Here is a 24305-nt window from a genome sequence, read left to right on the forward strand (position 1 = left end):
TCAGCGCCCCGGCTCGTCATTCCACAGGTATTTATGCAGCTGCAGTTGCAGACGTACTGGCAGGTTGTCGGCGACGATCCAGTCCGCCAGGTCTCGTGCATTCAAGTCATGGTGGCTGGGCGAAAACAGCACTTCGCCGGCGCGTCGCTCAAGACCGTACTGGATCAGCTTGGACACCGCCCAGTCATAGTCCTCGCGGGAGCAGATGACAAACTTGACCTGGTCGTTGGCGGTCAGCAGCTCGATATTCTCGTAGCGGTTGCGGTGCGCTTCCTTGGAGCCGGGAGTCTTGAGATCAAGGATCCGGCTGACGCGCGGGTCCACCGCAGAGATATCCAGGGCACCGCTGGTTTCCAGCGAGACCTCGTAGCCGGCATCGCACAAGTGCTGGAGCAAGGGAATGGCATTGGGCTGGGCCAGAGGCTCGCCACCAGTGACGCAGACGTAGCGAGGGCGGAAACCGGCAACCTGCTCTAGCAGGCTATCGAGGGTCCGCTGGCTACCGCCGCTGAACGCGTAGGCACTGTCGCAGTATTGGCAACGCAACGGGCAACCGGTCAGGCGCACAAAAACCGTGGGCAGCCCGGCAGTCCGAGTTTCCCCCTGCAACGAGTAGAAAACTTCGGTGATTCTCAATGTGTCTTGCATAGTCGCCACGGGCGTAACAGCTAAACAGGCTGTCCGCCTCCGTCAGGCACTTCAAGGAACCCCGCCATCGCGCAGATCCCAGGAAGCGTGTTTCAGAAAAAGGGCATGGATTCTAACGAAAAAACCCGCGACAAGCGCGGGTTTCTTGTAACGGAGGCCAACGCACTTACATGCGCTGCAGGTCCCGTTGGGCCAACTGAGCGGCGGAGGTGCCCGGATACTGGGCCACCACCTGCTGCAGGATGCCCTTGACCCGGTCGGTGTGACCGAGACGTCGCTCTACGTCAGCCAGCTTGTACAGCGAATCCGGCACCTTGGCGTGCTTGGGATACAGCTGGGAAACCTTGGCAAATGCCTGGCCCGCGCCTTGCAGGTCGCCTTTGGCCAGGTTCACTTCACCCAACCAGTACTGGGCATTGCCGGCGTACTGGCTGTTGGGGTACTTGCGCAGGAATGCCGAGAAGGCCTGGCTGGCCTTGTCGAAATCCTTGGCCTTGATCAGGTCGAAGGCAGCATCGTAGTAGAGCTTTTCCTTGGCCGGATCACCGGGTTCGCTACTGGCGGCTGGCGCCTGAGCAGCGGCACCGGCAGCGCTGTTATCGCCACCGGCAGAAGAATTCTCAGGAGTTGCGGCAGGTGCGACACCGCTTCCTATGCGTCGATCAAGATCCTGGTAACGCTCCAGGCTTTCTTGCTTCATCCGCGCTACATCATTTTGCAGAACTTCGATCACACCCTGTTGGCGTGCAATCTGTTCCTGCATTTGCTGCAGTTGCTGGAACAGCTCGCCCTGTGCCGAGACAGGGGTCGAAACCCCTCCCCCGGCATAGGCGCCGTTCGTGCCATAACCTGCTGGCGGATAACTGCTCCCGCTATTGTTATAGCCGGAGTTGTTATCGACCACAGGAACCGCAGACCACGCCGCAAGCGGCGTGAGACTGAGAGCCAAAATAGTTACAGCACGACGGCACGTTCGCATGACGAATTACTTACGCAGTTCGACGCGACGGTTTTGAGCCCAGGACTGCTCGTCGTGGCCAGTAGCAACTGGACGCTCTTTACCGTAGGAAACCAGCTCCAGCTGTGCAGGGGAAACGCCCTGCAGAACCAGGTAGCGCTGAACGGCTTTAGCACGACGCTCGCCCAGAGCCATGTTGTACTCACGAGTACCACGTTCGTCGGTGTTGCCTTCCAGAACAACGCGAGCGCCGTTTGCTTTCAGGTCTTTGGCGTGAACGTCCAGAGCGCGCATGGCTTCTGGCTTCAGGTCCGAGCTGTCGTATTCGAAGTAGAAGGTGGTGATTGCGCGCAGAGCAGCTTCTTCGCTCAGGGAGCCATCAACAGCACCGGTGTTAGCGCCGTAACCAGCGTTTGGATCAACAGCGCCTTCACCGGCATTGTCGCCGCCTTTGGAGGAGCAACCTACAGCCACAGCCATGGCCAGAGCCAGCGCAGCAAACTTACCAAACTTCAACATTTCCATCGTGAAACTCCTAATGAACCCCAGTGTGTTAAGTGAAACATTGTAGCGCCGCGTCAGTTCAGGTAAGGGGACCAGGACGGTTCTCTGACTTCGCCTTGAGCGGTAGGAAGCGGGAGCCTCACACGTCCATTAATGGACACGAGCATCAAGACTCCCCGGCCCTGCTGGCGGGTGGCGTAGATTACCATGGTGCCGTTGGGCGCAACAGTAGCTGACTCATCAAGGTTAGTGTCTGTAAGGATTTTTACGCTACCGCGCTGCAAATCCTGAGCCGCTACCCGGAAGTTGGTGAAACCATCCTGGCGGTGAATCATTACCAGGGTCTTTTCGTCAGCAGAAAGTTTCGGGTTGGCGTTGTAGTTACCAATAAAGGTCACACGCTCAGCGCCACCGCCATTGATATTGCTTTTATAGACTTGCGGCTTGCCGCCACGGTCGGAGGTGAAATAGATGGTGGAACCATCCTTGCCCCAGAACGGTTCGGTGTTGATGCCCGGGCCACTGGTGACGCGACTGATCTGCCGGGACGCCATGTTCATCACATAGATATCCGGGTTTCCGTCCTTGGACAGCACGAACGCCAGGCGGGTGCCATCTGGCGACCAGGCTGGAGCGCCGTTCAGGCCTTCGAAGTTGGTGATCTGCTCACGACGCCCGGTATCGATGTGCTGGACGAAGATGCGTGGGCGCTTCTGTTCGAACGACACGTACGCAATGCGCTTGCCATCCGGAGCAAAGCGCGGCGACAGGATCGGCTCGCGAGACTGCAACAGGGTTACCGCCCGAGCACCGTCGTAGTCCGAACGCTGCAGGGTGTAACGGGTGTTGTTCACCGAGAAACGCTCAGCCGTCACATACAGCAGGCGCGTAGAGAACGCCCCCTTGATGCCGGTGAGTTTTTCAAAGGACTGGTCGGAAATGTAGTGCGACATGTCCCGCAGTTGATCAACGCTACCCGACACGCTGCCGGTCAGCACTTGCTGCTCGGTCGCGACGTTGAACAGCGCGTACTGCACCTGCAGGCGACCGCCGGCTGGAACAATGCTGCCGACCATCACGTACTGGGCGCCCAGGGCTTTCCAGTCGCGGAAAATGACTTCGCTGGCCTGAGTCGGCAAGCTGATCATGTTCTGCTTTGGAATCGGTGCGTAGTAACCCGAGTTGCGCAGGTCATCACCGATGATCTGTGCCATGTCGTCCGGCAGCACGCTGCCGCCCTGCCAGCCAAACGGCACTACCGCAATCGGCGTCGCCCGATCACTGCCACTGGTGACCAGAATGTTTTTTTCATCCGCTGCCGCTATCCCTGCCATACAGCAAATAACGACAAGCATTCCTCGAAGAAGGTTTCTCACAAGGCTAGATCCTCAGGTGTGAATGTCATCTTGAATGAACGATAGGGCGCGAAATCCTTCGGACTCAAACCCTGCATTTCTGTCAAACGCCCAATGTTCTTGACTGCCGCCACCGCCGAAGCGTCGAACGGACCATCACCACTGGACTTGATCACGCTGACCGTGGTCACCGTGCCATCAGGCAACATGCCGATCCGCAGTTCCACCGTCATGCCCTTGCGCGCCGAAGGAGGACGAGCCCAGCCTTCCGCCGCACGAATGCGAATCAGGTCATCGAAACTGCCTGCGACACTGTCACCCACCTCATCCGACTTGGTGGCTTCACGCTCCGGCTTATCGGACAGCAAGTCCGCCAGGGCCTGGGCCTTTTTCTCTTCGGCAGATTTGCGCGCTGCTTCCTGGGCCTTCTTCTTCGCAGCGTCGGCAGCAGCTTTCTTCTTGGCATCCTCGGCGATCTTTTTCTTCGCCTCGTCTGCTTCAGCTTTTTTCTTCGCGTCTTCCGCGGCTTTCTTCTTCGCGTCTTCGACGATTTTCTTCTTCGCTTCTTCAGCGGCCTTTTTCTTGGCCTCTTCTTCAGCAGCTTTCTTGGCTTCTTCTTCGGATTTCTTCTTGGCTATATCAGCCAATTGTTTCTCTTCAGCCTTTTTCGCTTCTGCGGCCTTCTTGGCGTCATCCGCCTTCTTCGCCTCATCGGCTTTCTTGGCCTCATCGGCCTTTTTCGCTTCCTCGGCTTTTTGAGCAGCCTCTTCTTTCTTTTGTTCCGCGGCCTTGATCTCTTCCTGCTCGACCTTCTTCTGCTCCAACTGTTCGGCTTCGGTCTGGCGCGCGGCGGATTTCTTCGCCTCACCCGCAATCTTGTGATTGGTCTGGGTGGTTGCCGGACTCTTGGATTTGAGCTGGTACAGGGTCGCTTGAACGATCGGCTTGGCCGGGGGCAGTTCCGGGGTCATGGCAAAGCTGACGAACAGCATGCCAAACACCAGCACGTGCAGGGCAATTGCCCAGACACTAGGCCAGAAGTAGCTTTCCGAGGCGGACGGCTCTCGCTGTTGGTGCATCAGGGCGCCTCGGTAATCAGGCCAACGTTACCGACTCCGGCTTTCTGCAGGCCGCCCATGGCACCCATCACGGCGCCGTAGTCGACGGATTTATCACCGCGAATGAACACCTGGGTGTGCTTGCCGCCTTCATTGCCGGCACGGATGATCTTGGTCACCGCGTCGGTCATCTGCGGCAAGGTCATCGCCTTGTCCTGTTGCTTTTCGGTGTCGACTTCGCTGCCAAGGTTCCAGTAGTAGGTCTTGTCAGCCTTGATCGAGATGGTCAGCACCTGGGTGTTGTTGTCCTGGGGCAAGGCTTCGCTGGAAACCTTGGGCAGGTCAACTTTCACGCCCTGGTTGAGCATCGGCGCGGTCACCATGAAGATAACCAGCAGTACCAACATCACGTCGATGTAAGGCACCACGTTCATCTCGGCAACCGGCTTGCGTTTGTGGCGAACTCGGGCCATGGGTTTTACCTGCTCACTCTTCGCTGGTGTGCACTTTACGGTGCAGGATCGCCTGGAACTCGTCGGCGAAGGTGTAGTAACGGCTGATCAGCGTCTCGCCACGAGCGGCGAAGCGGTTGTAGGCGATCACCGCCGGGATGGCCGCGAACAGGCCGATGGCCGTGGCAATCAGTGCTTCGGCGATACCCGGGGCTACGGTAGCCAGGGTCGCTTGCTGGGCCTGAGCCAGGCCGCGGAAGGAGTTCATGATCCCCCAGACGGTACCGAACAGGCCGATGTACGGGCTGACGGAACCGACAGTGGCGAGGAACGGCAGGCTCTGCTCGAGCTTTTCTTCTTCGCGGGAAATCGCTACGCGCATGGCACGGGCCACGCCTTCCATGACCGCTTCAGGATCGACACCCGGTTGCTGGCGCAGGCGGGAGAACTCCTTGAAACCGGCACGGAAGATCTGCTCCACGCCGGAATCCGGATCAGGGTTGCTGCCCGCCTGGCGGTACAGCTTGGACAGGTCGATACCGGACCAGAAGCGCTCTTCGAAGCTCTCCAGGGCACGTCGACCGGCACGCAGCAGGTTGCTGCGCTGAAAGATCATGATCCATGAAGTCACCGATGCGGCAACCAGGGTCAGCATTACCAACTGCACTACAACGCTGGCATTGCTGACCAGGCTCCACATGGAGGAATGGTCGACGACGTTAGCTTCCACGCTTTATCTCCTGCTCTGAGTGTGTACCCGCGCTGCTCTCGTCGGCAAAGGCCGTACGCAGAGCGTCTGGAATGGCGCGGGGTTTGAAATTGTCGGCGCGCACACAGGCCACCAGGAACTGCCCTTCACAGAGCAGTGCATTGTCTTTGGCTCGCCTGACCTGCTGAGTGAAGCGCAGGCTGACCCGGTTCAATTCGGTAACTTGGGCACTGACCAGAAGTTCGTCGTCCAGTCGCGCCGGCGCGTGGTAACGCGCTTCGCTGGAGTGCACGACAAATAACAGGTTCTCCCCCACCAGCTGCGACTGGGCAAAGCCCAGGTGTCGTAGCCGCTCGGTTCGAGCCCGCTCCATAAACTTAAGGTAATTAACGTAATACACGATGCCGCCGGCATCGGTGTCCTCGTAATAAACGCGACAACGATGTGCGAACGGCTCAAGCCCGTTTTGCGCGCGCATACTCTAGTGCTTACTCCTCAGGTTGCCAATCCGGCCAGGCAACTGTTTTTTCATTCTTCTACGACTTTTCGTGATGTTTTAACCATGCCAGTCCCTAGGACAGCACAAACCCCGAATAAATCGACAAAGAGCGGGTTATTAATCGTCCACGGCATCGAGGAATTCGTCTACCACGGGCATGTCCCCCATTCGTGACGGAATGTTAAGACCGAAGTGCAGGTAGGCATGCCGGGTCACCACACGGCCACGGGGGGTGCGCATGATATAGCCCTGCTGGATCAGGTACGGCTCCAGTACATCCTCGATGGTATGGCGCTCTTCACTGATGGCCGCGGCCAGGCTATCGACCCCCACCGGCCCGCCGTCGAACTTCTCGATCATGGTCAGCAATAGACGTCGGTCCTGGTGGTCGAAGCCACGCTCATCGACGTCCAGCAGGTTCAACGCCAGGTCGGCGATCGGTTTGGTGATATGCCCCTTGGCCCGCACCTCGGCGAAATCCCGCACCCGACGCAGCAGACGGTTGGCGATCCGCGGAGTGCCCCGGGCACGGCGCGCGACCTCGAAGGCGCCTTCCGGATCCAGGGGCAAACCAAGAATGCCGGCGGAACGGCTGACAATGGTTGCCAGGTCCGCAGTGCTGTAGAACTCCAGGCGCTGGACGATGCCGAAGCGGTCCCGCAGCGGGTTGGTCAGCATCCCCGCACGCGTGGTTGCCCCCACTAGGGTGAACGGCGGCAGATCGAGCTTGATCGAGCGCGCCGCAGGGCCTTCGCCGATCATGATGTCGAGCTGGAAATCTTCCATGGCCGGGTACAGCACTTCTTCGACAATCGGCGAAAGCCGGTGAATCTCGTCGATGAACAGTACGTCGTGAGGCTCAAGATTGGTCAGCAAGGCCGCCAGATCACCAGGGCGCTCCAGCACCGGGCCGGACGTACTCTTGATCGACACCCCCATTTCCTCGGCGATGATGTTGGCCAGGGTGGTCTTGCCCAGGCCCGGGGGACCGAAGATCAGGGTGTGGTCCAGGGACTCGTTGCGCCCACGGGCGGCCTGGATGAACAGCTCCATCTGCTCGCGCACGCTAGGCTGGCCGATGTAGTCGGCCAGGCTGACCGGACGAATCGCCCGGTCCTGGATTTCCTCGCGCTCACGGGGGCCCGTGGCGGCGATCAGACGGTCGGCTTCAATCACTTAAATCATTCCCTTCAGGGCTCGGCGGATCATGTCTTCACTGCTCAAGCCTTTGTCTTTGATCGCGGATACGGCCTTGCTGGCTTCCTGCGGCTTGTAGCCCAGGGAGATCAGCGCGCTGACCGCGTCCGACTCGGCACTGGCCACTGGCGCCGGCGCATCCGGCTGGTTCGGCACCAGGGCGAACATGCTCGGCACGGCTTCCCAGGCCTTGAAACGGTCCTTGAGTTCCACCAGCAGGCGCTCGGCGGTCTTCTTGCCGACTCCGGGCACCTTGGTCAGGGCCGAGGTATCCTGGGCCTGCACGCAACGCACCAGCTCATCCACCTCAAGGCTGGACATCAACGCCAGGGCCAGTTTCGGGCCCACACCATTGAGACGGATCAACTCGCGGAAAAAGTCTCGCTCGCGCTTGCTGGCAAAACCGTAGAGTAACTGCGCATCCTCGCGGACGACCAAATGGGTGTGCAGGGTCAGGGGCTCGCCGACCGACGGCAGGCGATACAGGGTGGTCATCGGCACTTCGACTTCATATCCCAGCCCGTTTACATCAAGAATCAGGTGCGGCGGCTGTTTCTCAGCCAGGGTGCCGCGCAAGCGTCCAATCACGTTTCAGATCCTTAGGCGATGGCCAGCCCGCAGCTGGCGACTCGTTGGGCGAGCGTCTGCGCCGGCTACCCAGGCGCAAAACGCTCAACCCCTAAAATGACTGCGCTGATGCTATCAGAGACGCAGGCGGCCGCCACGACTGCGTGCTGTCCCCAGACCATGGGGCAGCAGGCTGGAACGGGTATGAGCGTGACAGATGGCAATGGCCAGGGCGTCCGAGGCATCGATCTGCGGCTTGGTGGTCAGCTTGAGCAGGTGCATGACCATCATCTGCACCTGTTCCTTGTTGGCCCCGCCAGTGCCGGCCACGGCCTGCTTGACCTGGGTGGCGGTGTACTCGGCAATCTCCAGCCCCTCTTCGGCACCGGCAACGATCGCTGCCCCCCGCGCCTGGCCGAGCTTGAGCGCCGAGTCGGCGTTGCGCGCCATGAACACCTTCTCGATCCCCATGGTCACCGGACCGTAGGTCTGGATCACTTCACGCACCCCCCGATAGACGATCTGCAGCCGGTCGGGCAGCTCGCCAGCCCCGGTACGGATACAGCCAGAGGCCACGTACACACAGCCGCGCCCCGTGTCTCGAACCACGCCATAACCGGTAATGCGCGAACCGGGGTCGATGCCAAGAATAAGAGTCATAACGCCTGCTGCTTGAATAAAGAGGCTTGCCGGCCAGGACCGGAACAGCGAAAAGGCAGAAGCCGGAAGCGCCCTGCCGCGCAATGATCACGGCTTCGCACCTCCGGCCTCAAGGTTAGTGCAGTTGAATCAGCCGAGTTGCTCGGCGACCGACTCGGGAATATCCGCGTTGGAATAGACGTTCTGCACATCATCCAGGTCTTCCAGCATGTCGATCAGCTTGAGGACCTTCTCGGCGCCTTCCAGGTCCAGTTCGGCACTGGTGGTCGGCAGCATGACGATTTCCGCGTCCGCAGCAGTAAAACCCGCCGCTTCCAAGGCATTGCGCACGCCATAGAAACCGGCGAACGAGGTGAACACGTCGATCGAACCGTCTTCGTTGCTGACCACATCGTCGGCATCGGCTTCCATCGCCGCTTCCATCAAGGCGTCTTCATCGACACCTTCGGCGAAGGTGATCTGCCCCTTGCGCTCGAACAGGTAGGCCACCGAACCGTCGGTACCCAGGTTGCCGCCACACTTGCTGAAGGCATGACGAACAGCTGCCGCGGTGCGGTTGCGGTTGTCGGTCATGCACTCGACCATCACCGCCACGCCGTTGGGGCCGTAGCCTTCATAGGTCAGCTCGACCACATCGTCGCTGCCGGCAGCGCCGGTGCCACGGGCGATGGCCCGGTCGATGATGTCACGGCTCATGTTGGCCCCCAGGGCCTTGTCCAGGGCCAGGCGCAGGCGTGGGTTGGAGTTGGGATCGCCGCCGCCCTGACGGGCCGCGACAGTCAGCTCACGAATCCACTTGGTGAAGATCTTGCCTCTCTTGGCATCCTGACGCTCTTTGCGGTGCTTGATGTTCGCCCACTTGGAATGACCTGCCATAACTTGCTCCAAATTCTCTTTGAAACATTGCCCACGCCGCATGGCGGGTGCGGGCAACAAAAACTCGACCCATAGAAAAAGCGCACCCGAAGGTGCGCCTTAACGGGCCGGCTTATTCAGCCTTGGGCTGTTCGCGCAGGCGGATGTGCAGCTCGCGCAGAGCCTTGGCATCCACCAGACCCGGTGCCTGAGTCATGACGCAGGCCGCGCTCTGGGTTTTCGGGAAGGCGATCACTTCGCGGATCGACTGGGCGCCGGTCATCAGCATCACCAGGCGGTCCAGGCCGAAGGCCAGGCCACCGTGCGGCGGCGCGCCGTACTTGAGGGCGTCCAGCAGGAAGCCGAACTTCTCTTCCTGTTCCGCTTCGCTGATGCCCAGCAGGCGGAATACCGCTTGCTGCATTTCCTTGCGGTGGATACGGATCGAACCGCCACCCAATTCGGTGCCGTTCAAAACCATGTCGTAGGCGCGCGACAGAGCGGTAGCCGGGTTGGCTTCCAGTTCTTCCGGCGAGCACTTCGGCGCGGTGAACGGGTGATGCAGGGCGGTGAAGCTGCCGTCGTCGTTCTCTTCGAACATCGGGAAGTCGACAACCCACATCGGCGCCCATTCGCACGTCAGCAGGTTCAGGTCGTGACCGAGCTTGATACGCAGCGCGCCCAAGGCTTCGCTGACGATCTTGGCCTTGTCGGCCCCGAAGAACACGATGTCGCCGTCGACCGCGCCCACGCGATCGAGGATCACGTTCAGGTTGGCTTCCGGAATGTTCTTGACGATCGGCGATTGCAGGCCTTCAACGCCTTTGGCGCGCTCGTTGACCTTGATGTAGGCCAGGCCCTTGGCGCCGTAGATGCCGACAAACTTGGTGTAGTCGTCGATCTGCTTGCGCGGCATGCTCGCCCCGCCTGGAACGCGCAAGGCGGCGATGCGGCATTTCGGATCGTTGGCCGGGCCGCTGAACACCTTGAACTCCACTTCCTTGAGCTGGTCGGCAACGTCCACCAGTTCCAGCGGGTTGCGCAGGTCCGGCTTGTCGGAACCGTAGCGACGCATGGCCTCTTCAAAGGTCATGTGCGGGAATTCGCCGAATTCCAGACCCAGCACTTCCTTGAACAGGTTGCGGATCATGCCTTCGGTCAGGCCCATGATGTCTTTTTCGTCGAGGAAGCTGGTCTCGATGTCGATCTGAGTGAACTCAGGCTGACGGTCGGCACGCAGGTCTTCGTCGCGGAAGCACTTGGCGATCTGGTAGTAGCGGTCGAAGCCGGCCACCATCAGCAGTTGCTTGAACAGCTGTGGCGATTGCGGCAGGGCGAAGAAGCTGCCGGCGTGGGTGCGGCTCGGCACCAGGTAGTCGCGGGCGCCCTCTGGGGTGGCGCGGGTCAGGATCGGGGTTTCCACGTCGAGGAAACCGTTCTCGTCCAGGTAGCGACGGATGCTGGTGGTCATGCGCGAACGCAGGCGCAGCTTCTCGGCCATTTCCGGACGGCGCAGGTCGATGAAGCGATAGCGCAGACGAGTTTCTTCACCCACGTCCGAGTATTCGTTGAGCGGGAACGGCGGGGTTTCCGCTTCGTTCAGCACTTCCAGCTCGTAGCCCAGGACTTCGATCATGCCCGAAGCCATGTTGGCGTTGCCGGCACCGGCCGGACGCAAGCGTACCTTGCCGGTGATCTTGACCACGTATTCGCTGCGCACGCGGTCGGCGGCGGCGAAGGTTTCAGCGCGGTCCGGGTCGAACACCACCTGGGCCAGACCTTCACGATCACGGATATCGAGGAAGATCACCCCGCCGTGGTCACGACGACGGTGGACCCATCCGCAAAGGGTTACTTCCTGACCTTCCAGGCTTTCGTTCAGTTGGCCGCAATAATGGCTGCGCATCATGGTAGTGGTTTCACTTCTCGTAATTCGAAATTCGATGGAGGCCTTGCGCACCTCAAGGTGCCGGATAGTGCAAGAACTCGCGCGTGTCGTTCAACTTAGTCAGCTTTGTCGCCACCGGCCAGGTTCTTCTTGGAGCCGGTCTTGAAGTCGGTTTCGTACCAGCCGGTGCCGCTCAGGCGGAAACCAGGCATGGACAGCATCTTTTTCAGCTCGGGCGCCTGGCAGGCAGGGCAGTCGACCAACGGCGCGGCGCTGATCTTTTGAATGGCTTCCAGCTGATGACCACAGGAAGCGCATTGATAGTCGTACATGGGCATGGGGGGCGTCTCGGCAATCCAGATTACTGCTTGAACTACAGCCAGAGCCCACGCCAAAGCCCGGGCTACGTAGCAAAGAGCGGGATTATATCCATTAAATCGGCCCTGTGCAGCCGTATGAACCCCATCGCGGGCGTCACCGACCGTCAGGCATCTATCCGGGCTGCAACCCCGGAAGGCCTGGAGAACGCAGGTGCTGCCTGCTGGTCGAGGGTGCGAACGGCGTACGGGACGCCATTCGCAAGAGCGGGCTTAACGGTTTTCCAGCAGAGAACGCAGCATCCACGCGGTTTTTTCATGCACCTGCATGCGCTGGGTCAGCAGATCCGCCGTGGGCTCGTCGCTGACCTTGTCCAGCAACGGAAAGATGCCCCGGGCGGTACGGGTCACTGCTTCCTGGCCGGCGACCAGTTGCTTGATCATTTCCTCGGCGGCGGGCACCCCTTCCTCTTCCTTGATCGAAGACAGCCGGGCATAGATGGAATAGGCCCCCGGAGCCGGGAAGCCCAGGGCGCGAATGCGTTCGGCGATCAGGTCCACTGCAAGGGCCAGTTCGTTGTACTGCTCTTCGAACATCAAGTGCAGGGTACGGAATTGCGGGCCGGTGACGTTCCAATGGAAATTATGGGTTTTCAGGTACAACACGTAGGTATCCGAAAGCAGACGGGAAAGACCGTCGACGATGGATTTACGATCTTCTTCGCTGATACCGATATCAATTGCCATGTTTCTCTCCGTTATCGGGATGGATTCACCCATTCATCTGCCGGACCACTCTAGCAAGAGTACCGCCCCTGCGCCGCCCAGGATCGTCAATCGGCCTGCGGTGGATTGTCCCGTGGCCCGGCCCGGGATAAACCTCACTGAGTTCGAGTCAGGTCAGACAGCAGCAGAAATCCGACGTTCCTTGGAAAAATCACCGCCATCTGTCTAGAACAGGCTTTTGCCCGATTCTCCGAGCTCGGCCTGCAGAAGCGCTCATTTGTACGCCCGGGCCAAGCCCCGCTGCTGATTTGAGAAGGCCTGGGCTTTGCTGTTAAATAGAGCCCGTGTCGCTGCTGCCTATTTCTTCGGCCAGCGCGCATAGGCTGACACCGCGTACGTAACCACCGCCTCACCTATTTGTTCAGAAGCGAACCGTGCGTGATCAGCTCCTCCTTGTGCTTCCTTCTTAACGTGAGTTAATCAAAATGTTGAAAATCGTCCACCTGCTGACAGGCATTGCAGCTTTGCTGCTGTCCTTGATTCCGAGTCTGAGATCTGACGCGGTTCCCTACCTGCAACAACCCGATGCTCTTTACCTGGCCCTTTTCGGCCTGCTCAACCTGATCCTGGCTCCAGTTATTCCCTACTGGAACAAAGGCTCTCGTCATCACCTGCAAAATCTGGTCAGCGCCCTGCTGGTACTGGTCGTTGTACTGCAAACCCTCACCCTGCTGGCCCCCATGCCAGTCATTGGTGGCCAACCGGCGGTTCTGGTCAGCTTGCTGACTGCACTGATCGCCGTAGTCCTGCACCTGGCCATCAGCTTCTACAAGCCATCACCTTCCGCTTCCGCCACGCCAAGCTACGATATGAGCAATCGTGATACCGGTACCGTGAAGTGGTTCAACACCTCCAAGGGCTTCGGTTTTATCTCCCGGGATTCCGGCGATGATATTTTCGTGCACTTTCGCGCCATTCGCGGAGAAGGCCATCGCGTCCTGGTGGAAGGCCAGCGCGTGGAGTTCTCGGTAATGAACCGTGACAAGGGCCTGCAAGCCGAAGACGTGATTGCCGCGCTGCCGCGCCGCTGATCGGCCGCCCATAAAAAAACCGCGCCCAGGCGCGGTTTTTTTATGGCCAACGACCCCCCTCAATAATGAGGCGGTGGCGCTTCCTCTTCGAACGACTCGAACTGCCCGACCATTTCTTCCTGGCGCTTGAGCAATGCCGCCATCTGCAACTGCAGGCGCTCCACTGCCCTCTGCTGCGCCACCAGCACATCGTTCAAGGCCTGAATGGTGTCATCCTGAAACGCCAGGCGGCTCTCCAGGTCGGTTACACGCTCTTGCAGACTCATGCCTCACCCCTCCAGAAACTGAAAATCATCGGTCAGCACCAACCGCAGGCGTTCACGGATCGCCGCCACTTGCTCGGTGCTGTAAGGCTTGGCCGGATGCTTGCCCCATACCGGTGCAGGCCATGCCGCATCATCACGCCTGCGCACGATCACGTGCATATGCAGTTGGCTCACCACATTGCCCAACGTCGCCACATTCAACTTGTCGGCATCGAACGAGTCCTTGAGCAACTCGGCCAGCGCGGTGGTTTCCTGCCATAGCTGTTGCTGGTCAGTGACATCCAGTTGAAACAACTCGCTGATATCCTCGCGACGCGGCACCAGGATGAACCAGGGATAGTTGGCGTCATTGGACAGCAGCAACCGGCAGAGGGGGAAATCCCCGAGGGTCAATGTGTCTTGTTGCAGCCGTGAATCTAAAGTGAACACCGCGTTTACTCCCGCTCAGCTTGTTTCAGCCCGGCGTCCAGTAGACGGACTCCTGCCAGGCGACAGACGCGCAGCATACCTGCGAATGCCCTGCGCTTCATGACCAATGAGCCAGAGACCGGACAGCACACACTCACGCACGGCAAGGAGCCGATCGCGATGCAAAGGCCACGCCCCACAGCAGGACATTTTTTCGTGCCTCGCACCATTTGCGCCCACAACCCGCAGACCATTCGGAAAATGACCCGAGCCAACCCTTGCGCCCCTTATTTTGCCTGGGCCTGACTGTATGAATCGTGCACAGCGTTGCAAAAGTTTTGCACCAGAATCACACAGGCGGTCTACGCTAAATTCCTCAAGCATCCGCCGTTTACTCACTTTGCAGTGTGCAGCGGTAACGTTTCGCCGCACTGTGCAACTTAATGCACAGCCCTGCACCAGGAAAACCACAGAGTCAAGCCAAACAAACCGCCCCTTGAAACAGCGGTTTTATGCGGTTTTTACAGGCCCGAACGGCTCTTTGAAGAAAAATGGGTGGCTAGATTCAGTTTGTGCACGCTTGTTGCATTCAACCCCGCATCGTCTGCAACGGTCTAACGGAAGTCAGGCCTTACAGACTCATAATAATAGTGGCAGGGCTGCCCCGCGGTGCTTTTTAGAGTGTGTGCATGGGGACTTTTTTCCTTCATTCTCGGCTTCGAAAAACACTGCTGAAAGTTGTCGGCCTGGATACAGACTGACTGCAGAATTACGACGCCTATCGAGCAAATTGCGACAGGGCCGTAAAGAAGCTGAAAGGATAGATAGGCAAGTATCGCCAACATTGTCAGCGTGATATAAGTTTGCGCCGACACAAAAAGAAAGAGCCGCCCAGATAAAAAAACAGGTGGGACGGCAGTACTCTTCTAAAAACCAAAGGAGCAAATCACGATGCGCGTGATGAAGTGGAGCATGATCGCCCTGGCTGTATCAGCAGGCACCTCGCAGTTTGCAATTGCATCCTCCCAGGACGATGCAAAAGGCTTTATCGAAGACAGCACCCTGACCGCGAAAACTCGCGCAATGTACATGAACCGTGACTATAAGGACGGCGTTGGTAACGTGCGTCGTGGTAACGGTACTTACACCACAGGCACTGACGACAAAACCAGCGGCTACCGTCAAGACACCGGTATCAGCGAACTGCTCACCTATCAGTCCGGCTTCACTCAAGGCACCGTCGGCTTCGGCGTCGATGCCATGGCCATGGGCAGCGTGAAACTCGACGGCGGTTCGGGTCGTGCGGGTAACGGCCTGTTCGCCACCAATGGTTCCGGCGAGCCTGAAAACACCCAGTCGAAACTGGGCGGCGCTGCGAAGTTCCGCATCTCCGATACTGTACTGAAATACGGCAACCAGTTCGTATCCAGCCCAGTATTCACTACAGACGACGGCCGTCTGTTGCCTGAAGTTGCCACCGGCACCCTGATCACCAGCAACGAAATCAAGGGCCTGGAACTGATCGGTGGTCGCTTCACCGCATTGAGCGCCCAGACCGGCATGGGCCGTGACAGCATCAACGGTCGCAGCCGCGTTACTGGCAAACAGAACCCGGGCCTGAGCTCTGCAAATATCGTAGGTGCTACCTACTCGGGTCTTGAGAACTTCATTTTCGCCGTGCACGCTTCCGATGTTGAAGACTACTGGAAGAAGCAGTACTTCAACGTCAACTACACCCTGCCGCTGAGCGAAAAACAATCTCTGAACTTCGACTTCAACGGCTATCGCAGCAAGGATGATGGTAAGAAGCTGGCTGGCGACCTGGACAACCGCGTCTGGAGCCTGGCAGCTGCCTATAGCATCGAAGCCCACAAGTTCACCGTGGCTTACCAGCAGTCCAGCGGCAAGACCGGCTACAACTACGGCGTTGATGGTGGTGGCACCGTTTACGTAGCCAACTCTGTGCAGATCTCCGACTTCGTGGGCGAAGACGAAAGATCCTGGCAGGCTCGCTACGACCTGAACATGGCCTCCTTCGGCGTGCCAGGCCTGAGCTTCATGACTCGCTACATTCGCGGCAGCAACGTTACCGTTGCTGACTCCAGTGACGGCAAAGAGCATGAATGGGACGTAGAAGCCAAGTACGTGCTTCAGGAAGGCCCGGCCAAAGACCTGTCCTTCCGTCTGCGTAACGCGATCTATCGTGGTACCAATAGCGATTACCGCGCGACCAACTACGACAACCTGAACGACCTGCGTCTGATCGTAGAGTACCCACTGAGCATCTTGTAATTCACGGCTCAGCGGATTGCTTTAACACGCAGTACTAATAAGAACCGCCAACCTGAGCCAGGTTGGCGGTTTTTTTTGCCTTGCAAAAGTACCCTATTGAACCCGCCGATCAAGATAGCAAGCTAACTAATAAAGTAGGCTTCAATAGCTACTTCAGACCTTGCCGATTCGAACTTACATAGTTGCCAAGTCCGAACTTGAAAACAAACAAGGGGCTGATAGCCCCTTGTCTTGAACAACATTAGCTGACCGAACGGCCAGGTCATGAAACTGACTTATTGCGCTGCTGCTTCCTGAACCACTCGAATCACCCGTTGTGGAAAAGGAATATCAATGCCCGCTGCCTTCAAGCGATCACGGGACAACTCATTGAACTGGAACAGCACGTCCCAATAGTCCGAAGTCTTGACCCATACCCGCAGCGACAGGGTAATGGCGCTATCGCCCAGGGTAGAAACCACAGCTACCGGGGCCGGATCGGCCAGTACCCGCTCATCCTTGGCCAGTTCCAGCAACACCTCGCGGGCCTTCTGCAGGTCCGCGTCATAGTCCACACCCACGTCGAACACCACCTTGCGGGTCGGCTGACGGTTGTAGTTGGTGATGATGCCGTTGGACAGGTTGCCGTTGGGCACGATTACTGTCTTGTTGTCACCGGTACGCAGCACGGTGTGGAAGATCTGGATGCTGTCGACGGTACCGCTGATGCCCTGGGCTTCGATCCAGTCACCGATACGAAACGGGCGGAACAGCAGGATCAATACCCCACCGGCGAAGTTCGCCAGGCTACCTTGCAGCGCCAGGCCGATGGCCAGGCCGGCAGCACCGATCGCGGCCACGAAGGAGGTGGTTTCGACACCGATCATCGAAGCCACACTGACGATCAGCAGGACCTTGAGAATGATGTTGGCCAGGCTGCTGATAAAACCTTGCAGCGCCAGATCGGCATTGCGCAGGGCCAGCAACTTGCCCACTTTGTGAGTCAATTTGTTGATCAACCACCAGCCGATGGCCAGGGTGATGACAGCCAGCAGCACCCGGCTGCCGTATTCCATGATCATTGGAATCCAGGCCTGGGAGGCCCGGACCAGATTGTCTACTTCAGCGTTCAAATCCATCTATTTCTCCAGATTCCCGGGGTTGCGGCGCACATGACTGACAGGCAGAACGACCAGCCCCGCGGGAGCTCAATCGTTTCTGCCATTCCTCCGGCCTCGGACGCCAATAAGCTCTAGAGGTTCCCGGAGAAGCCGATCAATCGCGGAAGTTGTTGAATTGCAGCGGCATGCCGAACTCTTTGGCACGTAGGGCGGCGATGGCCTCTTGCAGGTCGTCACGCTTTTTGCCGGTCACCCGTACCTGCTCGCCCTGAATGGCGGCTTGCACTTTCAACTTGGCGTCCTTGATATGGGCGACGATTTTCTTCGCCAGTTCTTTATCGATACCTTCCTTGAGGACCGCTTCCTGCTTCATCACCTTGCCAGAGGCATAAGCGTCCTTGACCTCCAGGCACTGCACGTCGATCTTGCGCTTGACCAGGGCCAGCTTGAGAATCTCGATCATCGCTTCAAGCTGGAACTCGGCCTCGGCGGTCAGGTTGACGGTCAGTTCCTTGTCCTTGAACTCGAAGCTGCCCTTGCCCTTGAGGTCGTAGCGGCGATCCAGTTCCTTGACGGCGTTTTCCACCGCGTTGGTGACTTCGTGCTTGTCCAGTTCGGATACCACGTCAAACGACGGCATGTAATCTCTCCAAATAAAAAGGGGCGCTGTTCAAAACATCGAACACGCCCGGCTTGCGGTTAAAATCCGCGCTCATTATAACGGGTCTTTCCCCTCCTTCACCCCGCGCCCTCCCCCGGGCGGCCAAACAGAGCGAAAACCTGATGTCCACCACCTGGCATGTTCTCGGCGCCGGCAGCCTCGGCACCCTGTGGGCCACCCGCCTGGCCCGCGCCGGCTTGCCGGTACGCCTGATTCTGCGTGACGCCGCCCGCTTGCGGGCCTATCAGGCGGCCGGCGGCCTGACCCTGGTAGAGCAGGGGCAGAGCAGCCTGCTGGCAATTCCCGGAGAAACCAGTACCAGCAGCGCCCCCATCCAGCGCCTGTTGCTGGCCTGCAAGGCCTACGACGCCGAGGCGGCAGTGGCCAGCATCGCCCCGCGCCTGGAGCCGGGAGCCGAACTGATCCTGCTGCAGAACGGCCTGGGCAGCCAGGATGCCGTGGCCGCCCGAGCGCCCCAGGCACGTTGCATTGCCGCCTCCAGCACCGAGGGCGCCTTCCGCGATGGCGACTGGCGCGTGGTCTTTGCCGGCCACGGCTACACCTGGCTGGGGGACTCGGGGCACCCCACGCCGCCGATCTGGCTCGACGAATTGGCGGCCAGCGGCATTCCCCATGAATGGAGCACCCAGATCCTCACCCGGCTCTGGCGCAAGCTGGCACTCAACTGCGCGATCAACCCACTGACGGTACTGCACGACTGCCGTAACGGTGGCTTGCAGCAGCATCAGTGTGAAGTGGCCACCCTGTGCGCCGAGCTGAGCGAGCTGCTGCAATGCTGCGGGCAACCCGCTGCCGCGCAAAACCTGCAACAGGAAGTGGAACGGGTGATCCTGGCCACCGCCGCCAACTATTCCTCCATGCACCAGGATGTCAGTAACGGGCGACGCACCGAAATCAGCTACCTGCTGGGTTACGCCTGTGAAGCCGCTGCCCGGCATCGCCTGCAACTGCCCCATCTGCAGCAGTTGCAACAGCGCCTGGTGAACCAGCTGCAGCAACGCGGATTGCCCAGCGCCTGAGCAGCGGCTACGCTCCCCACTTGCTCATTTCCAGCGATATAGCCGATGCCATTGCGCCAGCGCCTCGAAAACCTGCCAGTGGGCCAAAAACTCCTGGCCGCCCTGCTTGTCCTGCTGACCACCGTTCTGCTGGTCGCCAACCTGACCTTTATCAGCGCGGCCTACTGGATCTCCCAGGAAAGCATGGCGCCCCAGGCGCTGCAGACCATTGGCCGCCTGGTGTCCAATCCGACCCTGGCGATCCAGGCGCTGAACTCCCCCGAAGATGCCGAGAAGCTGCTCAACGAACTCGACAGCTATACCCCGCTGCGGGCTGCCGCACTCTATGACGGCAAGGGCCAGCGCCTGGCCCAGTTGCAGCACGGCGAACGCCTCAAGCTGCCCGAACGCTACCGGCACATCGAAGCCTGGCAAATGACCGAGTTTCGCAGCAACCAGGTCATCACCCTGCCCCGCCCGGGCCAAGCCCCCGGCCACCTGCTGCTGGTGGCCACCAGCGAACTGCCGATGGCCTTCTACACCGGCACCCTGACCGCCAGCCTGGGAATCCTGATCTTCAGTGTGCTGCTGTGGCTGGTCATCGCCCGGCAGATCAAGCGCCTGATCACCCAGCCGATCCATCAGCTCGAGGAACTGTCGCGCCAGGTCACCCGCGAGGAGAACTACGCCCTGCGCGCAGCCCGGGGCAACCACGATGAAATCGGCAGCCTGGCAGAAGCCTTCAACACCATGCTGTCGCGTATCGAAGCTCGCGAGCAGCAGCTCAAGCGCGCCCGGGACGACTCCCAGGCCGCCTACGACCAGGCCCAGGGGCTGGCGGAGGAAACCCGCCATACCAACCGCAAGCTGGAACTGGAAGTCCAGGTGCGCAGCAAGATCGAGAAGAAGCTCACCGGCTTTCAGAACTACCTCAACAGCATCATCGACTCCATGCCCTCGGCGCTGATCGCGCTGGATGAACAGCTCTACGTCACCCAGTGGAACCAGGAAGCCAGCGCCCTGTCCGGCACCCGGCTCGACGAAGCCCTGAACCAGCCGATCTTCCTCGCCTTCGAACCGCTCAAGCCGTTCCTGCCGCAACTCAAGGAAACAGTCGAGCAGCACACGGTGACCAAGGTCGAGCGGGTCACCTGGTTCAAGGACGAAGAACCCAAGCACTACGCCCTGACCTTCTACCCCCTGATGGGGGGCGCCGGACGCGGGGTGGTGATCCGTATCGACGACATCACCCAGCGCCTGTCCCTGGAAGAGATGATGGTGCAATCGGAGAAAATGCTTTCGGTGGGCGGCCTCGCGGCCGGCATGGCCCATGAGATCAACAACCCGCTGGGAGCGATCCTGCACAACGTACAGAACATTCGCCGACGGCTGTCTGCCGATCTGCCAAAGAACCTTGAGCACGCGCAGCAGATCGGTGTTGAACTGCAGACCGTCAATCGCTACCTGGAAAGCCGCGAAGTGCCGCAACTGCTCGATGGCATTCAGCAGGCCGGAGCCCGGGCGGCGAAGATCGTCACCCACATGCTCAGCTTCAGCCGGCGCAGCAACCGCCAGATGGCCCCCTGCGACCTGCCGGCGCTGATCGACCAGGCGGTGGAGATCGCCAGCAACGACTTCGACCTGGCCATTGGCTTCGACTTCAAGGGCCAGGCGATCATTCGCCAGTTCGACCCGAACCTGGGCCCGGTTGCCGGCACTGCCAACGAACTGGAACAGGTGCTGCTCAACCTGCTGAAAAACGCCGCCCAGGCCATCCATCAGCGCGAAGATGACAGCGAACCCGGACGTATCATCCTGCGTACCCGTTTGAATCCGCCCTGGGCAGAGATCCAGGTGGAGGACAACGGAATCGGCATGAGCGAAAACGTGCGCAAGCGTACCTTCGAGCCCTTCTTCACCACCAAGGAAATCGGCCAGGGCACCGGGCTCGGCCTGTCGGTGTCGTACTTCATCATCACCAATAACCACAAAGGGCAGATGGAGGTGCAGTCCACCCGCGGCCAGGGCACTTGCTTCACCTTGCGCCTGCCCCTGGCCAGCAGCCAGCCGCTGGTCCAAGAACCGTTACCACTGGAGAACTGAACATGGGCTTTCGCTTGTCGAAGATCTACACCCGCACTGGCGACAAAGGCGAAACCGGACTGGGGGATGGCCGTCGGGTGCCCAAGGATCACCCTCGGGTCGAAGCCATTGGCGAGGTTGATACCCTGAACAGCCAATTGGGCCTGCTACTGGCAGGCCTCGGTGAGCAGAGCGGTGACTGCCCCGGGCTCGAGGAAGTGCTCACAGTGCTGGCTCCCTGTCAGCATCGGTTGTTCGACCTGGGTGGCGAGTTGGCGATGCCGGTCTATCAGGCCCTCAACGAGGCCGAAGTACAGCGCCTGGAGGCGGCCATCGATCTGTGGAACGAGGAGTTGGGCCCGCTGGAGAACTTCATCCTGCCCGGCGGCTCGGCGCTGATCGCCCAGGCCCATGTCTGTCGCAGCCTGGCCCGCAGCGCCGAGCGTCGCTGTCAGCACCTGAATGCCGTTGAGCCTTTGCAAGGGGTTGGGCTGGCCTACATCAATCGCCTGTCGGACCTGCTGTTTGTCGCCGCGCGACTGATCGCCAAGCGCCAGGGCATTGCCGAAATTCTCTGGCAGGCCGCCGCCAAGCCCTGACCACGCGGCTTGCGGGCGAAGGGGCCTGCAAGCGCCCGACGATGCCTCTCAGGCAAGCCTGCTCCCGCAGACCTGGGCCCAGGCTGCCATTGAGGATGTCTTCAATCCTGCGGCCAGAAGGCGCGGATACCCGCTACACCTTGAGCACCCGCTGCCCAGGCCTGCTGGCATTCGGCGGGCCCCACGCCACCCAGCAGATACACCGGCTTGTTGAAACCGCTGATCAGTTGCTCGGCCTGTTGCCAGCCCAATGGCTGTGCATCCGGATGGGTCTGGGTGGGCTGTACCGGAGACAAGGTCACGAAGTCCACGTCCATCTGCTGGGCCAGGGACAGCTCCTCGGCGTTATGGCAAGAAGCCGCCAACCAGCGATCCTTGCCGAACGGCCGCCCGGCGCTGGCGTACTTGCGCAGTTGCGCCGCAGTAATGTGCCAGCCCGCCGAGGGGAAATCCCCCAGCCATTCGAAGGGCCCCTTGAGCATCAGTTGCGCCTTGCCGGCGCACAGGCCCACCGCATCCACCGCCAGGTCGCGGTATTGCGGGTCGTAGCCGCCGGGAGCCCGCAGTTGAATCAGCTTGCAGCCCTGGGCCACGGCTTTTTGCATGCCTCGCAGCAGGGTCGGGGTTTCCAGGCCTTCCGGGGTGATCAGGTATTGGGCTGGCAGACGCGCGGCAGCGACAATCGGCTGATTGGCCGCGGGGAACTCATAGTCGGCCAGCTCACGAGCAGCGGCCCAGGCCAGAGGTTGCCCTTCGGCGCCGTGAGGCTCACCGCTGAACGCCGAGACTTCCCAGACATCCAGCAGTACCTGCTTGTCCGGATAATCGTGCTGCACCTTGATCAGCGGGCGCGCTGCGGTGACGGCGATGCCCAGTTCTTCCTGTAGCTCGCGGGCCAGTGCGGCTTCGACCGCCTCCCCGGGCTCGACCTTGCCGCCGGGGAACTCCCACAGGCCTCCTTGATGTTGAGTATCGGCACGCCGGGCAATCAGGATCTTGCCGCTGGCATCCCGGATAACGGCCGCAGCCACATGTACTCGTTTCACCGCACTACTTCCTCTGCTCAGGCATGTTGGCCAGGCCCTTGCGGGCCGGGCGTTGGATCTGCGCTTCGCCGGCAAGCCGGCTCCTACAGCAGGAGCGGCAACGCCGGCGAGGTTCTTAGGTGCGATATTCCGCGTTGATCTTCACGTATTCGTGAGACAGGTCGGTGGTCCAGATGGTTTCGCTGCACGCGCCACGGCCCAGTTCGATGCGGATGGTGATTTCTTCCTGCTGCATCACCGCCGCGCCCTGGGCTTCGGTGTAGCTGGCAGCACGGGCGCCACGGCTGGCAATGCAGACTTCACCGAGGAACACGTCGATCTTGCTGACATCCAGGTCCGGCACCCCGGCACGACCTACTGCCGCCAGGATGCGGCCCCAGTTCGGGTCCGAAGCGAACAGCGCGGTCTTGATCAGTGGCGAGTGAGCCACGGTGTAGCCCACGTCCAGGCACTCCTGGCAAGTAGCCCCGCCGTTGACTTCCACAGTGACGAACTTGGTCGCGCCCTCACCGTCACGGACGATGGCCTGGGCCACTTCCATGCACACCTCGAACACCGCCTGCTTCAGGGCAGCGAACAGCGGGCCCTCGGCCTTGGTGATTTCCGGCAACTTGGCCTGCCCCGTGGCGATCAGCATGCAGCAGTCGTTGGTCGACGTGTCGCCGTCGATGGTGATGCGGTTGAAGGACTTGTTGGCACCGTCCAGCAACAGGTTCTGCAGCACTTCGCGGGAGACTTTGGCGTCAGTGGCGATGTAGCCGAGCATGGTTGCCATGTTCGGGCGGATCATCCCCGCGCCTTTGCTGATGCCGGTCACGGTGATGGTCACGCCATCATGCTGGAACTGGCGGCTGGCGCCCTTGGGCAGGGTGTCGGTGGTCATGATGCCAGTGGCGGCGGCAGCCCAGTTGTCCACGGACAGGTCGTCCAGCGCAGCTTGCAGAGCGCCTTCGATTTTCTCTACCGGCAATGGCTCGCCGATCACCCCGGTGGAGTAAGGCAGCACGGCGCTGGCATCGACGCCGGTCAGCTCCGCCAGCTTGGCGCAGGTGCGGGACGCCGCGGCCAGGCCCGGCTCACCAGTGCCGGCGTTGGCGTTACCGGTGTTGGTCAGCAGATACCGCACCGGGCCTTGTACCCGCTGCTTGGCCAGAATCACCGGTGCGGCGCAGAACGCGTTGAGGGTGAACACCCCCGCCACCGTGGAGCCTTCGGCACAACGCATGACCACCACATCCTTGCGCCCCGGGCGCTTGATGCCGGCCGAAGCGATACCGAGCTCGAAGCCGGCAACCGGGTGCAACGTAGGCAAAGGACCAAGACCAACAGCCATGAATGCGCTCCTCTT

General features: G+C 60.2%; 26 protein-coding genes. 5 read left to right on the plus strand and 21 right to left on the minus strand.

What is annotated here, in order from left to right; genetic code table 11:
* The 15 genes from queE to BLS75_RS10465 form a co-directional block, all read right to left on the minus strand.
* Positions 1–648: a 7-carboxy-7-deazaguanine synthase QueE gene (gene queE / locus BLS75_RS10395; RefSeq protein WP_011063011.1), complete on the minus strand. Its 648-nt coding sequence runs from the start codon at positions 646–648 to the stop codon at positions 1–3.
* A 166-nt stretch (positions 649–814) separates the two neighbouring features.
* On the minus strand, positions 815–1627 hold the full coding sequence (ybgF, locus tag BLS75_RS10400; RefSeq protein WP_011063012.1) for a tol-pal system protein YbgF: 813 nt from the start codon (positions 1625–1627) through the stop codon (positions 815–817).
* 6 nt (positions 1628–1633) lie between these two features.
* Entirely contained in the window at positions 1634–2131 is a 498-nt protein-coding gene (pal, locus tag BLS75_RS10405) for a peptidoglycan-associated lipoprotein Pal (RefSeq protein WP_003227510.1), read from the minus strand.
* Between the two features lie 53 nt (positions 2132–2184).
* Positions 2185–3465: a Tol-Pal system beta propeller repeat protein TolB gene (gene tolB, locus BLS75_RS10410; protein ID WP_015636767.1), complete on the minus strand. Its 1281-nt coding sequence runs from the start codon at positions 3463–3465 to the stop codon at positions 2185–2187.
* A gap of 17 nt (positions 3466–3482) precedes the next feature.
* Complete coding sequence (gene tolA / locus BLS75_RS10415) at positions 3483–4544, minus strand: cell envelope integrity protein TolA (RefSeq protein WP_011063014.1); 1062 nt, start codon at positions 4542–4544, stop codon at positions 3483–3485.
* On the minus strand, positions 4544–4996 hold the full coding sequence (gene tolR, locus BLS75_RS10420) for a protein TolR (protein WP_011063015.1): 453 nt from the start codon (positions 4994–4996) through the stop codon (positions 4544–4546). Before tolR ends, tolA begins: the two co-directional genes overlap by 1 nt.
* A gap of 13 nt (positions 4997–5009) precedes the next feature.
* Positions 5010–5705, minus strand: coding sequence for a protein TolQ (gene tolQ / locus BLS75_RS10425; RefSeq protein WP_011063016.1), 696 nt, complete (start codon positions 5703–5705; stop codon positions 5010–5012).
* Positions 5695–6162: a tol-pal system-associated acyl-CoA thioesterase gene (gene ybgC, locus BLS75_RS10430; protein WP_011063017.1), complete on the minus strand. Its 468-nt coding sequence runs from the start codon at positions 6160–6162 to the stop codon at positions 5695–5697. The genes tolQ and ybgC overlap by 11 nt, the downstream gene beginning before the upstream one ends.
* Positions 6163–6300: 138 nt before the next feature.
* Complete coding sequence (gene ruvB / locus BLS75_RS10435; protein WP_011063018.1) at positions 6301–7359, minus strand: Holliday junction branch migration DNA helicase RuvB; 1059 nt, start codon at positions 7357–7359, stop codon at positions 6301–6303.
* A complete protein-coding gene (ruvA, locus tag BLS75_RS10440; RefSeq protein WP_011063019.1) occupies positions 7360–7968 on the minus strand; it encodes a Holliday junction branch migration protein RuvA in 609 nt (202 codons plus the stop codon). It abuts the gene before it with no gap.
* Between the two features lie 114 nt (positions 7969–8082).
* Positions 8083–8607 carry a crossover junction endodeoxyribonuclease RuvC gene (gene ruvC, locus BLS75_RS10445; RefSeq protein WP_011063020.1) on the minus strand — a complete coding sequence of 175 codons (525 nt, stop codon included), beginning with the start codon at positions 8605–8607 and terminating at the stop codon, positions 8083–8085.
* 129 nt (positions 8608–8736) lie between these two features.
* Positions 8737–9483, minus strand: coding sequence for a YebC/PmpR family DNA-binding transcriptional regulator (locus tag BLS75_RS10450; RefSeq protein WP_011063021.1), 747 nt, complete (start codon positions 9481–9483; stop codon positions 8737–8739).
* Between the two features lie 112 nt (positions 9484–9595).
* Positions 9596–11371 (minus strand): aspartate--tRNA ligase, encoded by a 1776-nt coding sequence (gene aspS, locus BLS75_RS10455; protein ID WP_011063022.1) that lies wholly within the window; start codon positions 11369–11371, stop codon positions 9596–9598.
* 95 nt (positions 11372–11466) lie between these two features.
* A complete protein-coding gene (locus tag BLS75_RS10460) occupies positions 11467–11688 on the minus strand; it encodes an FmdB family zinc ribbon protein (RefSeq protein ID WP_010457489.1) in 222 nt (73 codons plus the stop codon).
* Positions 11689–11940: 252 nt separating this feature from the next.
* Positions 11941–12414, minus strand: coding sequence for a Dps family protein (locus BLS75_RS10465; protein ID WP_011063023.1), 474 nt, complete (start codon positions 12412–12414; stop codon positions 11941–11943).
* Between the two features lie 464 nt (positions 12415–12878).
* Here BLS75_RS10465 and BLS75_RS32730 point away from each other — a divergent pair, with 464 nt between their 5' ends.
* Positions 12879–13484 (plus strand): cold-shock protein, encoded by a 606-nt coding sequence (locus BLS75_RS32730; RefSeq protein WP_072450808.1) that lies wholly within the window; start codon positions 12879–12881, stop codon positions 13482–13484.
* Positions 13485–13543: 59 nt separating this feature from the next.
* On the opposite strand, the gene BLS75_RS10475 is transcribed toward BLS75_RS32730, so the two are convergent.
* Positions 13544–13750: a SlyX family protein gene (locus tag BLS75_RS10475; protein WP_011063025.1), complete on the minus strand. Its 207-nt coding sequence runs from the start codon at positions 13748–13750 to the stop codon at positions 13544–13546.
* 3 nt (positions 13751–13753) lie between these two features.
* On the minus strand, positions 13754–14179 hold the full coding sequence (locus tag BLS75_RS10480) for an HIT domain-containing protein (protein ID WP_011063026.1): 426 nt from the start codon (positions 14177–14179) through the stop codon (positions 13754–13756).
* Between the two features lie 930 nt (positions 14180–15109).
* On the opposite strand from BLS75_RS10480, the gene BLS75_RS10485 reads away from it, so the two are divergent.
* Positions 15110–16450, plus strand: coding sequence for an OprD family porin (locus BLS75_RS10485; protein ID WP_015636771.1), 1341 nt, complete (start codon positions 15110–15112; stop codon positions 16448–16450).
* Positions 16451–16725: 275 nt separating this feature from the next.
* Here BLS75_RS10485 and BLS75_RS10490 read toward each other — a convergent pair whose 3' ends face one another.
* Together BLS75_RS10490 and BLS75_RS10495 are read right to left on the minus strand one after the other, a co-directional pair.
* On the minus strand, positions 16726–17568 hold the full coding sequence (locus tag BLS75_RS10490) for a mechanosensitive ion channel family protein (protein WP_011063028.1): 843 nt from the start codon (positions 17566–17568) through the stop codon (positions 16726–16728).
* 136 nt (positions 17569–17704) lie between these two features.
* The gene (locus BLS75_RS10495; RefSeq protein ID WP_011063029.1) at positions 17705–18190 is read right to left on the minus strand and encodes a YajQ family cyclic di-GMP-binding protein; all 486 of its coding nucleotides are present in this window, start codon (positions 18188–18190) and stop codon (positions 17705–17707) included.
* 143 nt (positions 18191–18333) lie between these two features.
* Here BLS75_RS10495 and BLS75_RS10500 point away from each other — a divergent pair, with 143 nt between their 5' ends.
* The 3 genes from BLS75_RS10500 to BLS75_RS10510 are packed head-to-tail and all read left to right on the plus strand — an operon-like array spanning position 18334 to position 21911.
* Positions 18334–19251, plus strand: coding sequence for a putative 2-dehydropantoate 2-reductase (locus BLS75_RS10500; protein ID WP_072450809.1), 918 nt, complete (start codon positions 18334–18336; stop codon positions 19249–19251).
* A 45-nt stretch (positions 19252–19296) separates the two neighbouring features.
* A complete protein-coding gene (locus BLS75_RS10505; RefSeq protein ID WP_011063031.1) occupies positions 19297–21333 on the plus strand; it encodes a sensor histidine kinase in 2037 nt (678 codons plus the stop codon).
* Between the two features lie 2 nt (positions 21334–21335).
* Positions 21336–21911, plus strand: coding sequence for a cob(I)yrinic acid a,c-diamide adenosyltransferase (locus BLS75_RS10510; protein ID WP_072450810.1), 576 nt, complete (start codon positions 21336–21338; stop codon positions 21909–21911).
* 101 nt (positions 21912–22012) lie between these two features.
* Here BLS75_RS10510 and BLS75_RS10515 read toward each other — a convergent pair whose 3' ends face one another.
* Positions 22013–22957, minus strand: a complete 945-nt coding sequence (locus tag BLS75_RS10515; RefSeq protein ID WP_072450811.1) for a Nudix family hydrolase — start codon at positions 22955–22957, stop codon at positions 22013–22015.
* Positions 22958–23072: 115 nt separating this feature from the next.
* The gene (argJ, locus tag BLS75_RS10520) at positions 23073–24290 is read right to left on the minus strand and encodes a bifunctional glutamate N-acetyltransferase/amino-acid acetyltransferase ArgJ (protein WP_015636776.1); all 1218 of its coding nucleotides are present in this window, start codon (positions 24288–24290) and stop codon (positions 23073–23075) included.
* Positions 24291–24305: the final 15 nt, after the last annotated feature.

This window comes from Pseudomonas sp. NFPP12 (assembly GCF_900103205.1).
GTDB lineage: Bacteria > Pseudomonadota > Gammaproteobacteria > Pseudomonadales > Pseudomonadaceae > Aquipseudomonas > Aquipseudomonas protegens.

What these genes read in the sequence shown, in the direction of transcription:
- queE (WP_011063011.1), bottom strand. Translation starts at nt 648, where the DNA reads ATGCAAGACACATTGAGAATCACCGAAGTTTTCTACTCGTTGCAGGGG.
- ybgF (WP_011063012.1), bottom strand. Translation starts at nt 1,627, where the DNA reads ATGCGAACGTGCCGTCGTGCTGTAACTATTTTGGCTCTCAGTCTCACG.
- pal (WP_003227510.1), bottom strand. Translation starts at nt 2,131, where the DNA reads ATGGAAATGTTGAAGTTTGGTAAGTTTGCTGCGCTGGCTCTGGCCATG.
- tolB (WP_015636767.1), bottom strand. Translation starts at nt 3,465, where the DNA reads ATGCTTGTCGTTATTTGCTGTATGGCAGGGATAGCGGCAGCGGATGAA.
- tolA (WP_011063014.1), bottom strand. Translation starts at nt 4,544, where the DNA reads ATGCACCAACAGCGAGAGCCGTCCGCCTCGGAAAGCTACTTCTGGCCT.
- tolR (WP_011063015.1), bottom strand. Translation starts at nt 4,996, where the DNA reads ATGGCCCGAGTTCGCCACAAACGCAAGCCGGTTGCCGAGATGAACGTG.
- ybgC (WP_011063017.1), bottom strand. Translation starts at nt 6,162, where the DNA reads ATGCGCGCGCAAAACGGGCTTGAGCCGTTCGCACATCGTTGTCGCGTT.
- ruvC (WP_011063020.1), bottom strand. Translation starts at nt 8,607, where the DNA reads ATGACTCTTATTCTTGGCATCGACCCCGGTTCGCGCATTACCGGTTAT.
- BLS75_RS10450 (WP_011063021.1), bottom strand. Translation starts at nt 9,483, where the DNA reads ATGGCAGGTCATTCCAAGTGGGCGAACATCAAGCACCGCAAAGAGCGT.
- aspS (WP_011063022.1), bottom strand. Translation starts at nt 11,371, where the DNA reads ATGATGCGCAGCCATTATTGCGGCCAACTGAACGAAAGCCTGGAAGGT.
- BLS75_RS10460 (WP_010457489.1), bottom strand. Translation starts at nt 11,688, where the DNA reads ATGCCCATGTACGACTATCAATGCGCTTCCTGTGGTCATCAGCTGGAA.
- BLS75_RS10465 (WP_011063023.1), bottom strand. Translation starts at nt 12,414, where the DNA reads ATGGCAATTGATATCGGTATCAGCGAAGAAGATCGTAAATCCATCGTC.
- BLS75_RS32730 (WP_072450808.1), top strand. Translation starts at nt 12,879, where the DNA reads ATGTTGAAAATCGTCCACCTGCTGACAGGCATTGCAGCTTTGCTGCTG.
- BLS75_RS10475 (WP_011063025.1), bottom strand. Translation starts at nt 13,750, where the DNA reads ATGAGTCTGCAAGAGCGTGTAACCGACCTGGAGAGCCGCCTGGCGTTT.
- BLS75_RS10485 (WP_015636771.1), top strand. Translation starts at nt 15,110, where the DNA reads ATGCGCGTGATGAAGTGGAGCATGATCGCCCTGGCTGTATCAGCAGGC.
- BLS75_RS10490 (WP_011063028.1), bottom strand. Translation starts at nt 17,568, where the DNA reads ATGGATTTGAACGCTGAAGTAGACAATCTGGTCCGGGCCTCCCAGGCC.
- BLS75_RS10495 (WP_011063029.1), bottom strand. Translation starts at nt 18,190, where the DNA reads ATGCCGTCGTTTGACGTGGTATCCGAACTGGACAAGCACGAAGTCACC.
- BLS75_RS10500 (WP_072450809.1), top strand. Translation starts at nt 18,334, where the DNA reads ATGTCCACCACCTGGCATGTTCTCGGCGCCGGCAGCCTCGGCACCCTG.
- BLS75_RS10505 (WP_011063031.1), top strand. Translation starts at nt 19,297, where the DNA reads ATGCCATTGCGCCAGCGCCTCGAAAACCTGCCAGTGGGCCAAAAACTC.
- BLS75_RS10510 (WP_072450810.1), top strand. Translation starts at nt 21,336, where the DNA reads ATGGGCTTTCGCTTGTCGAAGATCTACACCCGCACTGGCGACAAAGGC.
- argJ (WP_015636776.1), bottom strand. Translation starts at nt 24,290, where the DNA reads ATGGCTGTTGGTCTTGGTCCTTTGCCTACGTTGCACCCGGTTGCCGGC.